Origin of the sequence: Paracoccus sp. T5 (assembly GCF_048538155.2) — a bacterium.
Taxonomy (GTDB): domain Bacteria; phylum Pseudomonadota; class Alphaproteobacteria; order Rhodobacterales; family Rhodobacteraceae; genus Paracoccus.
Window position 1 is genome coordinate 2684406 of the sequence record NZ_CM135809.1, and the last position, 19123, is coordinate 2703528.

Here is a 19123-nt window from a genome sequence, read left to right on the forward strand (position 1 = left end):
GACCATGTCCATTTTCGACATCCTGGGCGGCGAATTCATCGAGGTCATCGAATGGACCGCCGACAGCCGCGACACGATGGTCTGGCGCTTTGACACGGTGGGGCGCGCGATCAAGTACGGCGCCAAGCTGACCGTCCGCGAGGGGCAGGCCGCCGTCTTTGTCCACGAGGGCCAGCTGGCCGATGTCTTCGGTCCGGGTCTTTACCTGCTGGAGACGAACAACCTGCCGGTCCTGACGCGGCTGCAGCATTGGGACCACGGCTTTCGCAGCCCCTTCAAGTCCGAGGTCTATTTCGTCAACAAGACCCGCTTCAACGACCTGAAATGGGGCACGCGCAACCCGATCATCGCACGCGACCCGGAATTCGGCCCCGTGCGGCTGCGCGCCTTCGGCACCTATTCGATGCGCATCAGCGACCCTGCGCGCTTCATGTCGGAGATCGTCGGCACCGACGGCGATTTCACGCGCGACGAGATCGCCTACCAGATCCGAAACGTGATCGTGCAGGAATTTTCCCGCGCCATCGCGGCTGCGAACATCCCGGTCCTGGACATGGCGGCCAATACCGACCAGCTGGGCCGGCTGGTCGCCAAGGCCATCGCCCCGGTGATCGAGACCTATGGCCTGATCCTGCCCGAGTTCTACATCGAGAACATCAGCCTGCCCGCCGAGGTGGAGGCGATGCTGGACAAGCGCACCAGCATGGGGATCGTGGGCGATCTGGACCGCTTTGGCCAATATGCGGCCTCCGAGGCGATGCTGGCGGCGGCCCGGAACGAAGGTGGCGCGGGGGCCGGCTTTGGCGCGGCGATGGGGGCGGCGATGGGCGCCACGATGCGCACGGGCCCCTGGGGCGCCGTGCCCGCGCCCGCCGCTGCGGCCCCGGTGCCGCCGCCGCTGCCCGGCCGCGCGGTCGAGACGGTCTGGCACGTGGCGATCGGCGGCGCGGCCCAAGGCCCCTATGGCCGCGGGCACCTGGGGCGCATGGCGGCCGAGGGCAGTTTTGCGCGCGACACGCTGGTCTGGACGCCGGGGCAGGATGGCTGGCTGCCGGCCGAGGACGTGCCGGAACTGGCGCAGCTGTTCACCATGATGCCGCCGCCCCTGCCCGGCTGAGATGGCCGGGCCCGCCGAACACCGTTTTCCCTGCGCCCAATGCGGGGCCAGCCTGCGCTTTCAGCCGGGCCAGCGGATGCTGGTCTGCGACTATTGCGGCCACCGGCAGGAGATCGGCCCCGGTGCCGCCCGCGCGCCCGGACGGCAGGCCGACGGCGCCCCGGCCGATCCGGCGCTGCAATGGGATGCGGGCCACAAGGCCCCCCAGCTGGTCGAGATCCCGCTGGAAAAGGGCCTGCACCTGGATGCGGGGGCGGGCGACATCGTGCAGGAGGTGCGGACGCTGTCCTGCCCCAATTGCGGCGCCCGGGTCGATCTGGATGACGACCATCACGCCAGCGCCTGCCCGTTCTGCGCGACGCCGGTGGTCACCGACACCGGCCGGACCCGGCGCATCAAGCCGCAGGGCGTCCTGCCCTTCGTGCTGACCGAGGAGCAGGCCCGCCGGGCGATGACCGACTGGCTGGGGCGGCTGTGGTTCGCGCCGTCGGGCCTGACCGCCTATGCGCGCAAGGACCGGCGCCTGGCGGGGGTCTATTCGCCCTTCTGGACCTTCGACGCGCGCAGCCGCAGCCGCTATCACGGCCAGCGCGGCGACACCTATTACGAAACGGTCTGGGTCACCCAGCAGGTCAACGGCCGCAGCCAGCGCGTGGCCCGACAGGTGCCGCGCATCCGCTGGCGACGCGTGTCGGGCCAGGTGGCGCGGGATTTCAACGACGTGCTGGTGCTGGCCTCGACCGCGCTGCCGCCGCGGTTCACGGATGCGCTGACGCCCTGGGACCTGTCGCAGCTGGCGACCTATGATCCGGCCTTCCTGTCGGGCTTCGAGGCCGAGGGTTACACCGTGCCCCTGGCCGACGGCCACCAGGCGGCGCGGGCGCAGATGGCGCAGGTCATCGCCGGCGACGTCCGGCGCGACATCGGCGGCGACCAGCAGCGGATCGACCGGCTGGACAGCGAGTTTTCGGCCGAGACCTTCAAGCATGTCCTGCTGCCGATCTGGACCGCGGCCTATCGCTACAACGGCAAGAGCTATCGTTTCGTGGTGAACGGCCAGTCGGGGCGGGTCATGGGAGAGCGGCCCTGGTCGGCGTGGAAAATCGCCGCCGCGACCCTTGTCGCGCTGGTAGCGCTAGCGGCTTTCCTGTATCTGACGCAGTCAGGCTAAGGGGCAAAGGGAACGGGCATGATCCTGTGTGCAGGCGAATCGCTGATCGACATGGTGCCGCAGGACGGCTGTTTTCGTCCGCTGGCGGGGGGCGCGGTCTATAATACCGCCATCGCGCTTGGCCGGTTGGGGCAGCTGACCGGCTATCTGTGGCCGATCAGCCGCGACCCCTTCGGCGCCCAGATCGTGGCGCCGCTGGACGAGGCGGGAGTCGATACCGCGCTGTGCCCGCGCACCGACCGGCTGACGACGCTGGCCCTGGTGACGCTGACGAATGGCGAGGCGCGCTATTCCTTTTATGACGAAGGTTCGGCCGGGCGGATGCTGCGCCCCGAGGATGTCCCTGCCTTGCCCGACAGCGTGTCGGCCCTGTTCGCGGGCGGCATCAGCCTGGTGCCGGACCCCTGCGGCGCCACGATCGAGGGGCTGGTTGCCGCGCATCACCACCGCCTGCCGGTGATGATCGACCCCAATATCCGGCCCTTCTTCATCACCGATCCCGCGGCCTATCGCGCCCGGCTGGACCGCCTGCTGCCGATGGCCGACATCGTCAAGCTGTCGGCGGACGACCTGGAATGGCTGCATCCGGACCTTTCCCCTGAGGAAGCCGCGCGGGCGGTGCTGGCGACCGGGCCCCGGCTGGTCCTGCAGACCGGGGGCGAGGCCGGCGCCAAGGCCATCTGGGCGGGCGAGACGGTCACCGTTCCCGCCGTCCGCACCACCGTCGCGGACACGATCGGCGCGGGCGACACGTTCAACGCAGGCGTGCTGGCCAGCCTGGATCGCCAGGGCCTGCTGACGAAAGAGGGAATCGCGGGGATCACGCCCGACCAGATCCGCGCTGCCCTGACCCTGGGCGCGCAGGCGGCATCGGTGACCGTGTCGCGCCCCGGCGCGAACCCGCCTTGGGCAAGGGAAATGCCGGCCCGGGACTGAAGGGAGGATCATGCGTCGCGGACAGGGGGAACCGGTCCGCAACGCATGGTTCTGCCAATGGCGCCGGCATCGGCCCCGCAGGGCTCAGTCGGCCGGGTGCCAGCCGCCAAGCCGCCGCTCATCGGGGCCGTCATCCTCGTCATCATCATCGGCCGCGTCGTCGCCGCCGGTCAGGGCCGCAAAGCCGGCCTTCTGCCGCTCGGTCCAGCGCAGGTGGAGGATCAGGCCATCCTCGCCCGCCTCCTCGCGCTCGACCACGCCGGCCTCGTGCAGCCAGGCGCGGCTGCGGCCGTCGGCAAAATCCAGCACCACCCGGTCTTCCAGCCGCGGCTCGTCCAGAACCTCGCCCAGCAGCCGGTCGATGGCGCCGATCAGGTCGTCCAAGCCTTCGCCGGTCAGGGCGCTGACCGCCTGCACGCCCTCGGTGCGGGCATCGGTGCGGCGCAGCGCGGTGCGCGTCTCGGGGCCCAGGGCGTCGATCTTGTTCCAGACCTCGATGGCGGCCACGTCCTCGTCCACGCCGAGGCTGTCCAGGATGTCGGCCACATCCTCGGCTTGTTCCTCGGTCTCGGGGTGGCTGATGTCGCGGACATGCAGGATCAGGTCGGCCTCCAGCACCTCCTCCAGCGTGGCGCGGAAGGCGGCAACCAGTTCCGTGGGCAGGTCGCTGATGAAGCCCACCGTGTCCGACAGGATGATCTTGCGCCCGGAGGTCCCGCCCTGCGCATCCGGCAGGCGAATGGCGCGCATGGTCGGGTCCAGCGTCGCGAACAGCATGTCCTTGGCCAGGACCTCGGCCCCGGTCAGGCGGTTGAACAGCGTCGACTTGCCGGCGTTGGTATAGCCCACCAGCGCGACGATCGGGTAAGGCACCTTGGCCCGCGCGGCGCGGTGCAGGGTGCGGGTCTTGACCACGCGCTCCAGCTGGCGGCGCAGGCGGGTCATCTGTTCGTCGATGGCGCGGCGGTCGGCCTCGATCTGCGTCTCGCCAGGACCGCCGACAAAGCCGAGGCCGCCCCGCTGGCGCTCCAGGTGGGTCCAGGCGCGGACCAGCCGCGTGCGCTGATAGGACAGCGCCGCCAGTTCGACCTGCAGCACGCCTTCACGGGTGCGGGCACGGTCGGCGAAGATCTCCAGGATCAGCCCGGTCCGGTCCAGAAGCTTCACGCCCCATTCCTTTTCCAGGTTGCGCTGCTGGACAGGCGTCACGGGCCCGTCGACCAGGACCAGCTCGACCTCGGCCTCCTCGAGGCGCTGCTTGATCTCGGCCAGCTTGCCCTTGCCGAACAGCTTGCCGGGATTGGGCTCGCGCAGGTTGGCGACCTCGGATCCCACCATCTCGATGCCGGGCAGGGCCAGGGCCAGCGCCACGGCCTCGGCCAGCGCATGTTCGGGGGTGCGCCGCTGCGTGCGGGCGCGGCCCAGATCGGGATGGATCACATAGGCGCGGGTCGGCCGTGCTGCGGTTTCGGTCAATTCTGCCAATCAGTCCTCGCCTTCATACAGGCTGATCGGCTGGCCCGGCATGATCGTGCTGATGGCATGCTTGTAGACCAGCTGCGACTGGCCGTCGCGGCGCAGGAGGACGCAGAAATTGTCGAACCAGGTGATGACACCCTGCAGCTTGACGCCATTGATCAGGAAAATGGTGACCGGCACCTTGGCCTTGCGGACGTGGTTCAGGAATGCGTCCTGCAGGTTCTGCTTGTCGCCAGCCATTTTTTTCGTCCGTTTTTCACTGTCCCTGTCAAATGTAACATCTAGAGCCTTGCCACAGGCCATGCAAGCGGACCGGATTTACGGAAAAACGAGGCATACCATTTCGGCCACACCTGCCGGTTCAGCGCCGCCAGAACTCGGGCGAGAACAATGCCAGCACCGCCAGCGTCTCGATCCGGCCCAGGATCATGGCCGAGGCCAGCACCGCCTTGGTGAAGACCGGCAGGCCCGACCAGCCCTCCCAAGGGGCGGAGGCGATGCCCGCGCTGCCCTCGAAGGCGGGGGTCAGCGGAATGGCGCCGGCCAGCGGGCCGGTATTCGTCAGCGCGGCGATCGACAGGATGGTCGCGGTCTCGAACTCGATGGCCTGGATCGAGACCAGCGTGACGATGGCGGCGATCGACATCGCGAACAGCATGAAGAAGATGAAGGCCAGATAGGCCCCCTCGCGCCGCAGCCGCCGGGCGATGCGGCCCCCGCCCGACACGGAACTGGGATGGATGATCCGCTCCATCTCGCGCTGGCCGTGGCGCGCCAGGGCATAGACGCGCAGCAGCTTGACGCCGCCTGCGGTGGTGGCGATCCCGCCGCCCATCATGGCCAGTCCCGCCAGGATCAGGCCCGGTGCGGTCAGGCCGGACCAGGCCCGCGCCCCCTGCCAGTCAACCGAGTTCCAGCCCGTCGTCGTCAGATAGCTGAGCGCGTTGAACGTCCCGCCCCACAGGGCCGACAGCCCGTTGCCCAGGTCGCGCAGCATCCCGGGGGCCTCGCCTTCCGCGCTGCCGACCTCGATGGCGCCCAGGAAATGGCGCAGGAACAGAAGGCTGGCGACCAGCACGACCAGGCCCGCGGCCAGCTGCAGTTCCGGGTCCTCGCGCAGGCTCTCGGTGGCGCGCAGCTGGCTGCCGCCGGGCCAGAAGCGGCGGGACAGCGCGGGGATCAGGAACAGGAAGACCAGCATTTCGCCGGCGACGCCCGACACTTCGCTGGTCGGCCCGATGACCGGAGAGATGCCCGAGGTCGACAGCGTCCCCATCGCGCGGGTCAGCGCCAGAAAGGACGGGTCCCCCAGCATCAGAAGCCCGACCCACAGGGCCAGCGTCAGCCCCAGATAGAGCGGCCCGACCGCCAGCGCCGCCCGCGCCAGCCGCGCACCGGCGTCGGATTGCCGCGTTTCGAAGGCGGGGTCCGACAGATGCGGGATCAGGCGGCGGGGATCGGCCGAACGGGGCAGCCGCTGCATGTATTCCCGCCGGCCATAGGGGCTGGACATGATCTCGAACCCGCCCACATGCAGCGGCGCCAGGATGGCGATGGCGGCGACCAGGATGAAGAAGCCGCCCATCCAGCCCGCCATCGCCCGCCACAGATGCAGCGGCGCAGGCAGAAGGTCGGCCGAATAGAGCGAGGCCCCGGTGGTCGTCAGCGAGGACACCATTTCCCACCAAGCGTTGAAATAGCCGGTATCGGGCAGGCTTTCGGCAAAGGGCAGCGCCAGCAGCAGGGGCAGCAGGCCGAAGACCCCCAGCATGGTCAGCAGCGTCTCGCGCGAGCGCTGAGGCCGGGGATTGGCCTGGGTCGCCAGCCCGATCAGCCCGCAGAAGACCAGGATCAGCAGAGCCGCATAGAAGAAGTTGCGCGCGATGGCGGCTTGTCCCGTGGTCGAGGCATAGCCTGCGGGGATCAGCATCATCAGCGCGGCAAGCCCGCTCAGCAGGACCAGAAGCGGCAGTCGTTGCAGGATGCGGATCATCGGCGCGCGCCCCTCAGAAGAAGTCGATCGAGACCTGCAGCAGGCGCTCGACCTCGGGGACGTCCTTGGTGAGGGCAAAGATCAGCACGATGTCACCCTCTTCGATGCGCGTGTCGGCCAGGGGCTTGAGCACGCGGTCGCCCTTGCGCACCGCCCCCAGAAGCGCACCTTCGGGAAAGTCGATGTCGCGCAGCGGGCGGCCGCACATGGGGCTGGTCGACAGGACCTGCGCCTCCATCACCTCGGCCTCGGCATCGCCGATGGAATAGATGTCGCGCACCCGGCCGTGGCGGATGTGGCGCAGGATGGTCGACACGGTCGTGGCGCGCGGGTTGATATAGGCGTCGATGTCCAGCGCCCCCATCAGCGGCACCAGCGTCGGGTCGTTGATCAGCGCGATGGCCATCTTGGCGCCCGCCTGCTTGGCCCGGACCGAGGCCAGGATGTTGGTCTTGTCGTCGTCGGTCACCGCCAGAACCGCATCGGCCTGCGGCACGCCCGCCTCGTCCAGCAGCTCGGCCGACAGGCCGTCGCCGTTCAGCACGATGGTCCGCTCCAGCCGGTCGGCGGCGAATTCCGCCCGGGCGCGGTCACGCTCGATCAGCTTGGCGCGGATGCGGTCGGCGCGGTTCTCCAGCGTCTGCGCCACGGCCAGGCCCACGTTGCCCGCGCCGATGATGGCCACGCGCTCCTGCTTCTGGGGCGGCTTGCCGAAGATGTCCAGCGTGCGGGCCACGTCCTCGGCATGGGAAAAGACATAGATCTGGTCATGGGCGAACAGCTGGTCGCCGGGTTCGGGCGCGAACAGCCGGCCGTCGCGGCGCACGCCCGCGACGATGGCGCGCAGGCTGGAAAACAGTTCCGTCAGCTGCCGCAGGGGCGTGTTCAGCGCCGGGCAGTCCGGCTCCAGGTCGATGCCCAGCAGCTGGATCTTGCCGTCCATGAAGGTTTCCACGTCGAAGGTCGAGGGCGCGGAGAGCCGCTGCAGCGCCGCCAGCGCCACCTCGCGTTCCGGGCTGATGACGACGTCGATGGGCAGGTGTTCGGTGCGATAGAGATCGCTGTAGATGGCGTCCAGATAGGCGCCGCTGCGCAGGCGGGCGATCTTGCGCGGCACCTGGAAGACCGAATGCGCGACCTGGCAGGTGACCATGTTCACCTCGTCCGAATGGGTCGCGGCGATGATCAGGTCGGCGTCGCGGGCGCCGGCGCGGTCCAGCACGTCGGGATGGCTGGCAAAGCCGGTGACGCCCTGGACGTCCAGCGCATCGGTGGCGCGGCGGATCAGGTCGGGATTGTTGTCGATGACGGTGACATCGTTGCGTTCCCCCGACAGGTGGCGCGCGATCTGCCAGCCCACCTGGCCGGCCCCGCAAATGATGATCTTCATCCACAGCCCTCTTGCCGCCCGCGCCCAGATGCCGGACGCCCCTTTGCCTATGCCGGGGCGCCCGCGCGTGCAAGCGGCGGCGCTATTGGCCCAGGGCCATCTCGTCGTCGCTGCGCATGCCGCCGACGACGCCCAGGGACTTGAGCTTGCGGTGCAGCGCGCTGCGCTCCATTCCCACGAACTGGGCGGTGCGGCTGATATTGCCGCCGAACCGGTTGATCTGCGCGACCAGGTATTCCCGTTCGAACATCTCGCGCGCCTCGCGCAGTGCCATGGCGGTGACCGCCGGCCCCAGGCTCAGCGCGTCGCTGTTGTCGGGGGTGGCGCCCTGCGGTTCCAGTTCCGAAGGCTGGATGGCGCCGCTTTCCTCGGCCAGGATCAGCACGCGCTCGATGACATTGCGCAACTGGCGGATGTTGCCGGGCCAGCGCATCGATTGCAGCGCGGCCACGGTCTCCTCGGGCAGGTCGCGCGGGGTCAGGCCCTGGGTGCGGTGGAACTGGTCGATGAAGTGGCGCGCCAGGATCGCGATGTCGTCGCGCCGGTCGGCCAGCGAGGGCACCGCCAGCGGCACCACGTTCAGCCGGTCGTAGAGCTCCTGCCGGAAACGTCCGGCGGCGATCTCGGCCACCAGGTCGCGGTTGGTCGAGGACAGCACCCGCAGGTCCACCCGCACCCGGTCCGCCCCGCCCGCGCGCACGAACTGCTGTTCGGTCAGCACCCGCAGGATCTTGGGCTGCGTGCCCATGGGCATGTCGCCCACCTCGTCGAAATAGATGATGCCGCCATGGGCCTGTTCCAGCAGGCCGGGCTCGATCCCCCGCTCGGCCGATTCGCGGCCGAACAGCACCTCCTCCATCCGCTCGGGCTCGATCGTGGCGCAGGGGACGGTCACGAAGGGCGCATGGGCGCGCGGGCTGTGGGCATGGATATAGCGCGCGGCCATCTCCTTGCCGGTGCCGGGCTCGCCCGCCAGCATCACCCGGCCATTCGACTTGGCCACCTTGTCCAGCGCGTCGCGCAGCCGCTTGAAGGCCACGGACTGGCCCAGCATCTCGGCCATGTGGTCGCCGCCGCGCCGCAGGCTGCTGTTCTCGCGGCGCAGCCGGCTGGTCTCCATCGCGCGGTTGATGACCACCATCAGCTGGTCGATGTTGAAGGGCTTCTCGATGAAGTCATAGGCGCCCTGCTTGATCGCCGCGACCGCGATCTCGATGTTGCCATGCCCCGAGATGATGATCACCGGCACGCCGGGATTGTTGCGCTTGACCTGTTTCAGGATGTCGATCCCGTCCATGCGGCTGTCCTTCAGCCAGATGTCCAGGATCATCAAGGCCGGCTCGCGCTCGTTCAGCGCGGCCACGGCCTCGTCGGAATTGGCAGCCAGACGGGTTTCGAACCCCTCGTCCTTCAGGATGTCCGCGATCAGCTCGCGGATGTCCCGTTCGTCATCGACGATCAGAATGTCGCTCATGGTGTCGCCTCGTCTTTTTCTTGTCTGCTCTTGGTCTTGGGGGCGCGGACCGGGTGCCGTTCGCGCGGCAGCCGGATTTCGGCCATGGCGCCCGGAGGATCGGGCGCATCGGTCAGGGACAGGCTGCCGCCATGTTCCTCGACGATCTTCTTCACGATGGGCAGGCCCAGGCCGGTGCCCTGGCTTTTCAGCGTCACATAGGGCTCGAACAGGCGGGACCGGTCGGCGGGCAGGCCCAGGCCGTTGTCGATTATGCGGATGCAGACGGCCTCGGGCTGGGTGTCCAGGGTGACGCGGATCAGCGGGGTCCAGTCGCCGGGCTCGGTCGCCTTGCGTTCCTCGATCGCCTCGCCCGCGTTCTTCAGAAGGTTGGTCAGCGCCTGGCGCAGCATGCCCGCGTCGCAATCGACGATGACCGGCTGGTCCGGGATCTCGGCCTGCAGGGCGTCGTGCAGCGCGTCCTGCTGCAGCAGCACGACCTGGCGCAGAAGTCCCGCCAGGTCGGTCTCGGCGCGGTCGGGTTCGGGCATGCGGGCAAAGCGGCTGAACTCGTCCACGATCCGGCGCAGGTCGTTGGTCTGGCGGATGATGACGTCGGTATATTGCTCCAGCGCGGCGCGTTCGCTTTCGGGCGCCAGCGGGCCGAACTTGCGGCGCAGGCGTTCGGCCGACAGCTGGATGGGGGTCAGCGGGTTCTTGATCTCATGCGCGACGCGGCGGGCCACGTCGCCCCAGGCCGCCATGCGCTGCGCGCTGACCAGTTCGGTCACGTCGTCAAAGGCCACCACAAAGCCTTCCAGGTCGCCCTCGGCCCCGCGCCGCACGGCCATGCGCACCAGCAGGCTCTCGACCCGCCCCTGCCGCATCAGCCGCACCTCGTCCTGGATCGTTTCGGCGACCGAGGCCGACAGCCGCTCGAACAGGGGGGCGAATTCCGGCACCGCCTCGGACAGCAGCGCGTCTATGTCGCGCCTGGGGTCCAGCCCCAGCAGGCGGCTGGCCGAACGGTTGACGAAGTCGATCTCTCCGGCCGCATCCAGACCGATCACCCCGGAGGTGACCGAGGCCAGCACATTGTCGAACAGCCGCCGCTGTTCGTCCGACAGCCGATAGCTTTCGATCAGCTCCTCGCGCTGCGTCTTCAGCTGGCGGGTCATGCGGTTGAAGGCGCGGCCCAGGGTCTGGATCTCGTCGCCGGTGCTGGGCTCGGGGACCTGCACGTCCAGATCGCCGCGGCCGACCTGCTCGGTCGCCTGCGCCAGAAGGCCGATGGGGCGCGACAGGCGGCTGGCGAACCACAGCGCCAGCCAGATCGCCGCCGCCACCAGCAGCAGCGCAAAGCCTAGATAGACCAGCGAGAATTCGAACAGCACGCGGCTGCGCATCTCCTCCAGCTCGCGATAGTTTCCGGCGGTGGCGCGGGTGTCGTCGACCAGCCCCAGCAGATCGCCATCCACGTCGCGGGTCACATAGAGATAGCGGTCGGCCAGCGGCGGCAGGGCGACCAGGGCGCGGAACTCATCATTGCCCCAATCCTCGATCAGCACGATGCCGTCGGTCTGCGCCTGGTCCAGCTGGTCGCTGCTGGGCTCCTCGTACCAGAACAGATAGCTGCGTTCGCCACGGGCCCGGATCTCTCCGGCGCCGTTGATGATATAGGCCTCGCGCAGGCCGCGCTGGATCAGGCTCTGGCCCTGCGCCAGCAGCTGGCGCATCTCGCCGTCCTCGATCAGCGGATTGGCCCGGCCGGCCTGTGTCAGCACCCCAGCCAGGGCGCGCGCATCCTCGGTCAGGTCGCTGCGATGCTCGGCCTGATAGGCCTCGGCTGCCGCCTGCGATGTGGCGACCACCTGCTGCACCCGGTCGGAAAACCAGCCCTCCAGCCCGATATTGACCAGAAGGCCCGCGAACAGCGCCACCAGCACCGTGGGCACCAGCGCCAGCCCGCCAAAGATCGCCACCAGCCGCGCATGCAGCCGCGATGCCGGGCCCGCGCGGCGGCGCGCAGCGATCAACCGCGCCATGCGCGCCAGGATGAAGCCGAGGACCAGGACCAGATAGATCAGGTCGCCCAAGAGGACGATGCGCAGGACCTGCCCCTGAAGGTCGCGCCCCAGGGGCCCCAGCACCAGCAGCGTCGCCACGGCCAGTGCCAGCCCGGCCAGCATCATGGACCAGCCCAGCACCCCGCGCCATTGGCGGGGCAATCGGATGCGGGCCAGCCTGTCCCAACCGAGCCCTGTCTCCAGGCCTGCCATAAACCCCACTTGCCGTCTTTCGCGGCTTATCTGCGGGCGCGCGTGACCTTTGCGCTGCCCCCCTGTGGCGGTTTTACATCAGTTTGCGACGACGTGTCACCTCGATATTCAGCTCGGTCAGCTTCTTGCGCAAAGTGTTGCGATTGATGCCCAGCAGATCCGCGCAACGCAGCTGATTTCCGCCGGTCGCGTCCAGCGCCACCTGCAGCAGGGGACGCTCGACCTCGCGCAGGATGCGGTCATAGAGGCCCGGCGGCGGCAGCGCATCCCCATGCAGGTCGAAATAGCGTTGCAGATGCGCCTCGACCGAATCCGACAGACGCGAATGGGCCGAAGGCAGCGCGACAAGGGCAGCAGGCTCCGCGGGCGCGGGCCCCGAGAGGTTCGCGGGGGCGGGCATCTGCACGCGCAGGCCCGACTGCTGGGTCAGCGCCTCGCGCATTTCGGTCACGCTGATCGCGGCGCCGCTGGCGGTCAGGGCCAGGCGGCGCATCATGTTCTCCAACTCGCGCACATTGCCGGGAAAGGGATGGGCGCGCAGCATCGCGGCGGCCTCGTCCGACAGCATCCGCTCGGGCAGGCCCTGGGCCGCGGCGCGGGCCAGCAGATGCGCCGCCAGCGGCAGGATGTCGTCCACCCGCGCGCGCAGCGGCGGCACGCTGACCGTCACGCCGGCCAGCCGGTAATAAAGGTCCGAGCGCAGCCGCCCGCCCGCCACATCGGCCTGCGGATCGGGCCCGGTGGTCGAGACGATGCGTGGCGCCTGCGCGCGGTCCGGGCCTGATTCCATCGCCTCGATCAGGCCGATCAGGCGCGCCTGCGCGGCGCTGTCGAAGCCGGCCGGGTTCTCGATCACGATGGTGCCGCCCATCGCCTTGTCAGCCGCCCGCGCGATGGCCTCCTCGCCGGCATCGGACGAGGTCAGGACCGCCAGCCCCCGGTCGCGGCGGTCCGACAGTTCGTGAAAGCTGCGGGCGATGGTGGTCTTGCCGACGCCCGCCTCGCCCGCGATGATCACCGGCAGATCGGCATTCAGCACCCGCGCCACCATGCGGAACAGCGCCTGCATGCTGGGCGCGTGCCCGATCAGCGGCATGGCCGGATCGGCCGCCTCGCGGGGCGCGGGCAGCGGCTCGGGGACCGTGTCCGACCGGCGCGGGCGGCGCGACAGGGCCAGGTTCGCCTTGGACATCAGGTCGGGCAGGTCAAAGGGCTTGGGCAGGTATTCAAAGGCCTCGGCCTCGGTCGCGCGGATCGCGGTGACGATGGTGTTCTGGGCCGAGATCACGATCACCGGCAGGTCGGGGCGTGCCTCGCGGATGGCCGGGATGCGGTCGATGCCGTTGCCGTCGGGCATCATCACGTCGGTGATGACCAGGTCCCCCCGCCCCTCCTCGACCCATTTCGACAGCTGCGCCAGGCTGCCCGTGGCATGGACCCGGCAGCCCGCGCGGGTCAGCGCCTGCGTCAGCACCGTGCGGATGGTGCGGTCGTCGTCGGCGATCAGAACGGTTCCGTCCATGGGGTCAGGTCCTTATGCCTTGGGCAGGGAAAGTCGAAACACGGTGCGGCCGGGGCGGCTGTCCACGCGGACCAGTGCGCCATGGTCGGTGATGATCTTGCTGACCAGCGCCAGGCCCAGCCCGGTGCCGTTCTCGCGCCCCGAGACGAAGGGCTCGAAGACCTGGTCGGCGATGGCGGGGGGAAAGCCGGGGCCGTTGTCCTCGATCTCGATCTGCAGGGGCAGCGGGCGGCCGGTCGGGTCGTCCGCGTCCGGCGGCAGCCGCAGGGTGTGGTCATAGAAGCTGCGCAGCCGGATCATCCCGCCCGCCTTGCCGGCCAGCGCCTCGGCCGCGTTCTTCACGAGGTTCAGGCAGACCTGCATCAGCTGGTCGGGATCGGCCAGCGCCATGGGCAGCGACGGGTCGTAGTCGGTGACGATCGCCACGTCGCGCGCGAATCCCACCGCGGCCGAGCGGCGCACCTGTTCCAGCACGTCATGCAGGTTCAGCGCCCCCAGCCGGGGCGCCGAGGTGTCGCCGAACCGTTCCACCTGGTCCAGCAGGGCCACGATCCGGCGCGATTCGCTGACGATCATCTCGGCCATCTCGCGGTCCTCGGGCGTGGCGTTCATCGCCATCAGCTGCGCGGCGCCGCGGATGCCGGCGAGGGGGTTCTTGATCTCGTGGGCCAGCATTTCGGCCATGCCGATGGCGCTGCGGGCGGCGCTGCGGATATTGCGGCTTTGGCGGGCATTGTCTTCGGCCGGGACGATCAGCAGGCAGCAGGCGCCCGGCCCGCCCGGCGTGGGCGCCGCATGCACGCCCGCCCGCCGCGCCTGGTGGCCGCCCGCGCGGTCGCCGATCTGAAAGCTGACCTCGGGCTGATAGAGGGCATCCTCGGCGTTGCGGACCCGCTCGACCAGGGGGCGCAGGCTGGGCTGGATGCGCAGCCGGGTGGCCATCTCGTCCTCGTCCAGCATCCGCCCCAGCAGGGAATTGCGCGACATGTTCAGCCAGATCTCGGCCGCGTCGTTCACCGCGGCCACGCGCCCCTGCCCGTCCAGGACCAGCGCGGGCAGCGGCAGCGCCTCCCAGCCGGGACCGGGGGCCGCCACGCGGAAGTCCGGGGGCCGGGCACAGCTCATGCGGCGATCTCTCCGGCGGCGTCGGCAAAGGCGCGGCGGATCAGCGCCACGGTCCGGGCCTGCGTCTCGGCGCGCAGCATCTCGGCCCGCAGGGGGGCGCCATTGGCCTCGGCGTACCAGCCCAGATGCTTGCGCGCCACGCGCAGCCCCAGCTCCAGGCCATAAAAATCCAGCATGTCCTCGTAATGCTCCTCGACCAGATCGGCCAGCGCCGCACCCTGGGGGACCGCGGGGGCCGGGCAGCCCCACAGGTCATGGGCGATCCGTGCCAGCACCCAGGGCCGCCCCTGCGCCCCGCGCCCGACCATGACCGCATCGGCCCCCGATCCCGCCAGCGCCGCCCGCGCGCTGGCCGCGTCCACCACGTCGCCATTGGCGACCAGCGGCGGCCGGCCGGGCAGGTTCGCCACGGCGCGGATCGCGCCCCAATCCGCCACTCCCTTGTAGAACTGCGCCCGCGTCCGGCCATGCACGGTCAGCATCGCCACCCCCGCATCCCGCGCCCGCGCGGACAGGTCGGCGGCGTTCAGGCAGTCCTCGTCCCAGCCAAGGCGCATCTTCAGCGTCACGGGCACCTGCACCGCACTCACCACCGCCTTGATCAGCGACAGCGCGTGATCCAGGTTGCGCATCAGCGCGGCACCCGACAGCCCGCCGGTGACCTTCTTGGCGGGGCAGCCCATGTTGATGTCGATGACCCGCGCCCCCATGCCCTGGACGATGCGCGCGGTTTCGGCCATGGGCGCGGCCTCGCGCCCGGCGATCTGGACGCTGACAGGCAGCACGCCCTCGGTCAGGGCCTTGGCGCGGACGGCTGCCCGGGTCGAGGGGCGCGGCGTCACCATCTCGGTCGAGGCGACCATCTCGGACACCATCAGCCCGGCACCGAACCGCGCCACCGCCCGGCGGAAGGGCACGTCGGTGATCCCGGCCATCGGTGCCAGAAACACCGGCGGGCCAAGGGGCGTGTCGCCAAGCAGGATCGGGTCGGGCAAGCGCATATCATGTTCCTTCACCTTGGGGCGGTCCGCCCGCAAGAAGGGCAGAGGGCGCCCGGCCTGCCCATTTGAAGGGCGGGTTCCAGTTGCCTATAGTATAATCAGGCTGCGTAAATTTTCATCAGGCGTCGTGCGACCTCCTCCGCTGCAACCGCGGGGCGATCCACGGGCGGGCATGGCGGTGCCGGCCCCGTCGTGCTTGGATGGCGCAGCAAGCGCAAGGGGGTGCCATGTTCCTGTCGGTCTTTGATCTGTTCAAGCTGGGCGTGGGGCCGTCATCCTCGCACACGATGGGGCCGATGGTGGCGGCGTCGCGGTTCCTGGACATGCTGCGCCAGCAGCCGTTCCAGGCGCAGGGGCTGCGCGCCAGCCTGCACGGCAGCCTGGCCTTTACCGGCAAGGGACATGCCACCGACCGCGCCACGATCCTGGGGCTTGCGGGCTTCGTGCCGGCCAGCATCGACATGGACGCGGCCGAGGCCGCCCTGGCCCAGAACCGCCAGACGCGCCAGCTGACGCCGCCGGGCCTCGGGCCGCTGGCCTTCGATCCTGATCGCGACCTGCGCTTTGACTATGACACCGTCCTGCCCGGCCATGCCAATGGCATGACCCTGTCGGCCACCGATGCGCAGGGAGACGTGATCCTTCAGCAGGTCTTCTATTCGATCGGGGGCGGCTTCGTGATGACGGAGGAGGAACTGGCCCGCGGCCGGGACGAGGACCGCAGCGACGCCTCGAACAGCGTGCCCTTTCCCTTTGCCACCGCTGACCAGATGCTGGCCATGGCCGAGGCCTCGGGCAAGTCGATCGCCCGCATGAAGGAGGAGAACGAGCTGTGCTTCCGCTCTCCTCCCGAACTGCAGCAGGGGCTGATGCGGATCTGGTCCGCCATGCGCGACTGCATGGACCGGGGGCTGGCGGCGGATGGCACGCTGCCGGGCGGGCTGAACGTCCGCCGCCGCGCGCGCGGCATCCATGAAAAGCTGCTGGCCGAACGGGGCATGAACCTGACCGCGCCGCATGTGATCAACGACTGGATGTCGATCTATGCCATGGCGGTCAATGAGGAGAACGCGGCCGGCGGTGCGGTCGTCACCGCCCCCACCAACGGCGCGGCCGGCACGGTGCCCGCCGTCATCCGCTATTGGCTGGACCATGTGCCCGGCGCGTCCGAGCGGCTGCTGCCCGATTTCCTGCTGACGGCGGCGGCGGTGGGCGGGCTGATCAAGCACAACGCCTCCATCTCGGGCGCGGAATGCGGCTGCCAGGCCGAGGTCGGCAGCGCCAGCGCCATGGCGGCGGCGGGCCTGGCCGCGGTGCTGGGCGGAACGCCCCGCCAGATCGAGAACGCCGCCGAGATCGCGCTGGAACATCACCTGGGCATGACATGCGACCCGGTTCGCGGGCTGGTCCAGGTGCCCTGCATCGAACGGAACGGGCTGGGCGCGATCAAGGCGGTCAGCGCCGCCAGCCTGGCGCTGCGCGGGGACGGCAGCCATATCGTGCCGCTGGACGCCGCCATCGAGACCATGCGCCAGACCGGCCGCGACATGTCCGAGAAGTACAAGGAAACCTCGCTTGGCGGGCTGGCCGTCAACGTCCCGAACTGCTGAGGGTCAGGGCGTCAGCCGCCCGCGCAGCCAGTAATGCAGGCCGTCCTCCAGGTATTCGGTCTGCCCCTCGCCGTCGAAATAGGCGGGGACGATGGCATTGACCAGCTTGGACCCAAAGCCCTCGTGCTCGGGCGCGACGACCCCGGGCCCGCCGCTTTCGCGCCAGTCCAGCTGGAAATCATCGCCCTCCACCGACCACCACAGGTCGACGGCGCCCTCGGGAACCGACAGGGCCCCGTACTTGGCCGCATTGGTGGCCAGTTCGTACAGCGCCAGCGAAACGCCCACCGCCTGCTGCGAACTGAGCGGCACCGAGGGGCCGCTGAGGCGGATGCGGTCGCTGCCGTCCAGATGGGCGCCGATGGCCTGGGACGTCACCTCGGTGATGTCGGCGCAGTGGCCGAGACCCATGAACAGCCCCTGCGAGCGGGCAAGGGCCATGATGCGCGCCGCGACGCTGTCGCGCGCCTCCTCGATGCTGCCGGCGGTGCGCAGGCTGGAGGTCACGACGGTGGAGGTGACCGACAGGATGTTCTTGACCCGGTGCAGCAGTTCCTGCTGCATGATCTGCTGGTTGCGCCGCGACATGACCACCGGCGTCACCTCGACCGTCACCGCCATCAGCCCTGCCACCCGGCCCTCATCGTCGTAGAGGGGGTTGTAGCTGAAGGTCCAGTAGGTTTCCTCCTCGAACCCGTTGCGGGTCATGACCAGGCGCATTTCCTCGGAATAGGTGCCGCGTCCGGACAGTGCCTCGTCGACCAGGGGCCGCACCTCGTCCCAGACATCGGCCCAGATCCGGCGGAAGGGCTGACCCAGCGCCCGCGCCTCCCTGCGGCCCAGGGCGGGGGCGTAGGCATCATTGTAGAGCATGATCAGTTCGGGACCCCAGAACATGCAGACGGCATGGCGCTGCCCCAGCATGATGCGTACGGCCGTCAACATCGAAACGGGCCAGTCCTCGATCGGGCCCAAGGGGGTTCGCGCCCAGTCGAACCTGCCGATCGCCTGCGCCATCCGCCCATCTGCCCAAGAAAACTCGGCCGCCCTCTCGGTTTCATCGGCGTGGGGGCGAGGGCGCGCGGGCGATGTCATGGGGCTCATCATGAGGGAGGTCTCTTCAGCCTCAACCTCTCCGGCTTTTCCCTTCAATACAACTTGGAAAACCGCATAGCGGTATATTAGGTGCATCAAATAAACAAATATCATTCGACTTGCGCCGCAGCCCCGTCCTCGGCAGCGCAGGCGGGGGTTTGCATGGGCCCGGCCGCGTCCGGGCGAAGCGCTTGCCCGCGGGGCGTGTGGTTGGTAACGCTGGTCGCACAGTGATCCCGACCGCACCAGAAGGCCAAAGCCACATGCTCCCGCGTCTGTCCCCGCGCTTCGCGCTTCTTGCGCTGATGACCCTTCCCCTGGCCGCCTGCGACAGCGCAGCCATGACCGACCTGCGCCGCAACATCGGCCTTGATGCCGCCGAGGCGGAGCCGCAGGTCCCCGAAGGCCCGCGGCCCCCGGCCGTCTCGCCCCTGGTCCAGCCGATCGAGACCGGCGGCGCGGCCCCCAAGCCCGTGCCCACGGTCGAGCCCGTGACCTATCGCAACACCGCATTCACCGCCCGCGGGAACGAGCCCTTCTGGAGCGTCGACATCGCCGGCAACACGGCCACCTACCGCACGCCCGAGAACCAGGACGGGCGGCAGATCCAGGTCAACCGCCTGACCTTCGACAGCGGCGTGGAATATATTGGCGTGCTGAACGGCCAGCCTTTCGTCGTGAACCTGCGCGCCGCCCGGTGCCGGGACAGCATGTCGGGCAAGCGCTTTCCGTTGACCGCCCGCCTGACGGTCAGCGGCCAGACCACCGCCGGCTGTGGCGCCCCGGCCGAACCTGCACCCGCACCCGCACCCGCACCCGCGGCGACATTGGAAACGCCGGCGACGCCCGCCGGCTGATCCCGCCCGGCGCGGTCACGACCTCGTGTCTCGATCCGCGCCGGAAAGCCTGCCACTTCGAGGGGCACGCCCCTGCCCCCGGATCACCCGCCTGC

General features: G+C 69.5%; 15 protein-coding genes. 5 read left to right on the plus strand and 10 right to left on the minus strand.

Annotated elements, in window-relative coordinates:
* The first annotated feature begins 4 nt into the window (after positions 1 to 4).
* Genes ACNR9W_RS13165 through ACNR9W_RS13175 form a run of 3 tightly spaced genes read left to right on the plus strand, consistent with a single transcriptional unit; the run spans position 5 to position 3224 of the window.
* A complete protein-coding gene (locus ACNR9W_RS13165) occupies positions 5 to 1117 on the plus strand; it encodes an SPFH domain-containing protein (protein ID WP_419271169.1) in 1113 nt (370 codons plus the stop codon).
* A 1-nt stretch (position 1118) separates the two neighbouring features.
* The gene (locus tag ACNR9W_RS13170; protein WP_419271170.1) at positions 1119 to 2288 is read left to right on the plus strand and encodes a TFIIB-type zinc ribbon-containing protein; all 1170 of its coding nucleotides are present in this window, start codon (positions 1119 to 1121) and stop codon (positions 2286 to 2288) included.
* Positions 2289 to 2306: 18 nt separating this feature from the next.
* On the plus strand, positions 2307 to 3224 hold the full coding sequence (locus ACNR9W_RS13175) for a carbohydrate kinase family protein (RefSeq protein WP_419271171.1): 918 nt from the start codon (positions 2307 to 2309) through the stop codon (positions 3222 to 3224).
* A gap of 84 nt (positions 3225 to 3308) precedes the next feature.
* Here ACNR9W_RS13175 and hflX read toward each other — a convergent pair whose 3' ends face one another.
* From hflX to dusB, 9 genes are all read right to left on the minus strand, one after another.
* Positions 3309 to 4709: a GTPase HflX gene (gene hflX, locus ACNR9W_RS13180; protein ID WP_419271172.1), complete on the minus strand. Its 1401-nt coding sequence runs from the start codon at positions 4707 to 4709 to the stop codon at positions 3309 to 3311.
* Positions 4710 to 4943, minus strand: a complete 234-nt coding sequence (gene hfq / locus ACNR9W_RS13185; protein ID WP_020949330.1) for an RNA chaperone Hfq — start codon at positions 4941 to 4943, stop codon at positions 4710 to 4712. It abuts the gene before it with no gap.
* Between the two features lie 121 nt (positions 4944 to 5064).
* Positions 5065 to 6696 (minus strand): potassium transporter TrkG, encoded by a 1632-nt coding sequence (locus tag ACNR9W_RS13190; RefSeq protein ID WP_419271173.1) that lies wholly within the window; start codon positions 6694 to 6696, stop codon positions 5065 to 5067.
* 13 nt (positions 6697 to 6709) lie between these two features.
* Positions 6710 to 8086 carry a Trk system potassium transporter TrkA gene (gene trkA / locus ACNR9W_RS13195; RefSeq protein WP_419271174.1) on the minus strand — a complete coding sequence of 459 codons (1377 nt, stop codon included), beginning with the start codon at positions 8084 to 8086 and terminating at the stop codon, positions 6710 to 6712.
* Positions 8087 to 8168: 82 nt separating this feature from the next.
* Positions 8169 to 9560, minus strand: coding sequence for a nitrogen assimilation response regulator NtrX (gene ntrX, locus ACNR9W_RS13200; RefSeq protein ID WP_419271175.1), 1392 nt, complete (start codon positions 9558 to 9560; stop codon positions 8169 to 8171).
* On the minus strand, positions 9557 to 11818 hold the full coding sequence (locus ACNR9W_RS13205) for a sensor histidine kinase NtrY-like (protein ID WP_419271176.1): 2262 nt from the start codon (positions 11816 to 11818) through the stop codon (positions 9557 to 9559). The genes ntrX and ACNR9W_RS13205 overlap by 4 nt, the downstream gene beginning before the upstream one ends.
* Before the next feature lie 73 nt (positions 11819 to 11891).
* The gene (locus tag ACNR9W_RS13210; RefSeq protein ID WP_419271177.1) at positions 11892 to 13340 is read right to left on the minus strand and encodes a response regulator; all 1449 of its coding nucleotides are present in this window, start codon (positions 13338 to 13340) and stop codon (positions 11892 to 11894) included.
* 12 nt (positions 13341 to 13352) lie between these two features.
* The gene (locus tag ACNR9W_RS13215) at positions 13353 to 14465 is read right to left on the minus strand and encodes a two-component system sensor histidine kinase NtrB (RefSeq protein ID WP_419271178.1); all 1113 of its coding nucleotides are present in this window, start codon (positions 14463 to 14465) and stop codon (positions 13353 to 13355) included.
* Complete coding sequence (gene dusB / locus ACNR9W_RS13220; RefSeq protein WP_419271179.1) at positions 14462 to 15466, minus strand: tRNA dihydrouridine synthase DusB; 1005 nt, start codon at positions 15464 to 15466, stop codon at positions 14462 to 14464. Before dusB ends, ACNR9W_RS13215 begins: the two co-directional genes overlap by 4 nt.
* A 227-nt stretch (positions 15467 to 15693) precedes the next feature.
* Between dusB and ACNR9W_RS13225 the strand changes: the two genes are divergently transcribed.
* Entirely contained in the window at positions 15694 to 17076 is a 1383-nt protein-coding gene (locus ACNR9W_RS13225) for an L-serine ammonia-lyase (protein ID WP_419271180.1), read from the plus strand.
* A 3-nt stretch (positions 17077 to 17079) separates the two neighbouring features.
* Here the strand turns inward: ACNR9W_RS13225 and ACNR9W_RS13230 are convergent, their stop codons facing one another.
* Entirely contained in the window at positions 17080 to 18093 is a 1014-nt protein-coding gene (locus ACNR9W_RS13230) for a sensor histidine kinase (protein ID WP_419271181.1), read from the minus strand.
* 383 nt (positions 18094 to 18476) lie between these two features.
* Between ACNR9W_RS13230 and ACNR9W_RS13235 the strand changes: the two genes are divergently transcribed.
* The gene (locus ACNR9W_RS13235; protein ID WP_458478502.1) at positions 18477 to 19028 is read left to right on the plus strand and encodes a COG3650 family protein; all 552 of its coding nucleotides are present in this window, start codon (positions 18477 to 18479) and stop codon (positions 19026 to 19028) included.
* Positions 19029 to 19123 lie beyond the last annotated feature (95 nt).

Bases quoted from the DNA above. Each gene is read 5' to 3' on its own strand.
- ACNR9W_RS13165 (WP_419271169.1), top strand. From the start codon at position 5: ATGTCCATTTTCGACATCCTGGGCGGCGAATTCATCGAGGTCATCGAA.
- ACNR9W_RS13170 (WP_419271170.1), top strand. From the start codon at position 1,119: ATGGCCGGGCCCGCCGAACACCGTTTTCCCTGCGCCCAATGCGGGGCC.
- ACNR9W_RS13175 (WP_419271171.1), top strand. From the start codon at position 2,307: ATGATCCTGTGTGCAGGCGAATCGCTGATCGACATGGTGCCGCAGGAC.
- hfq (WP_020949330.1), bottom strand. From the start codon at position 4,943: ATGGCTGGCGACAAGCAGAACCTGCAGGACGCATTCCTGAACCACGTC.
- ACNR9W_RS13190 (WP_419271173.1), bottom strand. From the start codon at position 6,696: ATGATCCGCATCCTGCAACGACTGCCGCTTCTGGTCCTGCTGAGCGGG.
- trkA (WP_419271174.1), bottom strand. From the start codon at position 8,086: ATGAAGATCATCATTTGCGGGGCCGGCCAGGTGGGCTGGCAGATCGCG.
- ntrX (WP_419271175.1), bottom strand. From the start codon at position 9,560: ATGAGCGACATTCTGATCGTCGATGACGAACGGGACATCCGCGAGCTG.
- ACNR9W_RS13205 (WP_419271176.1), bottom strand. From the start codon at position 11,818: ATGGCAGGCCTGGAGACAGGGCTCGGTTGGGACAGGCTGGCCCGCATC.
- ACNR9W_RS13210 (WP_419271177.1), bottom strand. From the start codon at position 13,340: ATGGACGGAACCGTTCTGATCGCCGACGACGACCGCACCATCCGCACG.
- ACNR9W_RS13215 (WP_419271178.1), bottom strand. From the start codon at position 14,465: ATGAGCTGTGCCCGGCCCCCGGACTTCCGCGTGGCGGCCCCCGGTCCC.
- dusB (WP_419271179.1), bottom strand. From the start codon at position 15,466: ATGCGCTTGCCCGACCCGATCCTGCTTGGCGACACGCCCCTTGGCCCG.
- ACNR9W_RS13225 (WP_419271180.1), top strand. From the start codon at position 15,694: ATGTTCCTGTCGGTCTTTGATCTGTTCAAGCTGGGCGTGGGGCCGTCA.
- ACNR9W_RS13230 (WP_419271181.1), bottom strand. From the start codon at position 18,093: ATGGCGCAGGCGATCGGCAGGTTCGACTGGGCGCGAACCCCCTTGGGC.
- ACNR9W_RS13235 (WP_458478502.1), top strand. From the start codon at position 18,477: ATGACCCTTCCCCTGGCCGCCTGCGACAGCGCAGCCATGACCGACCTG.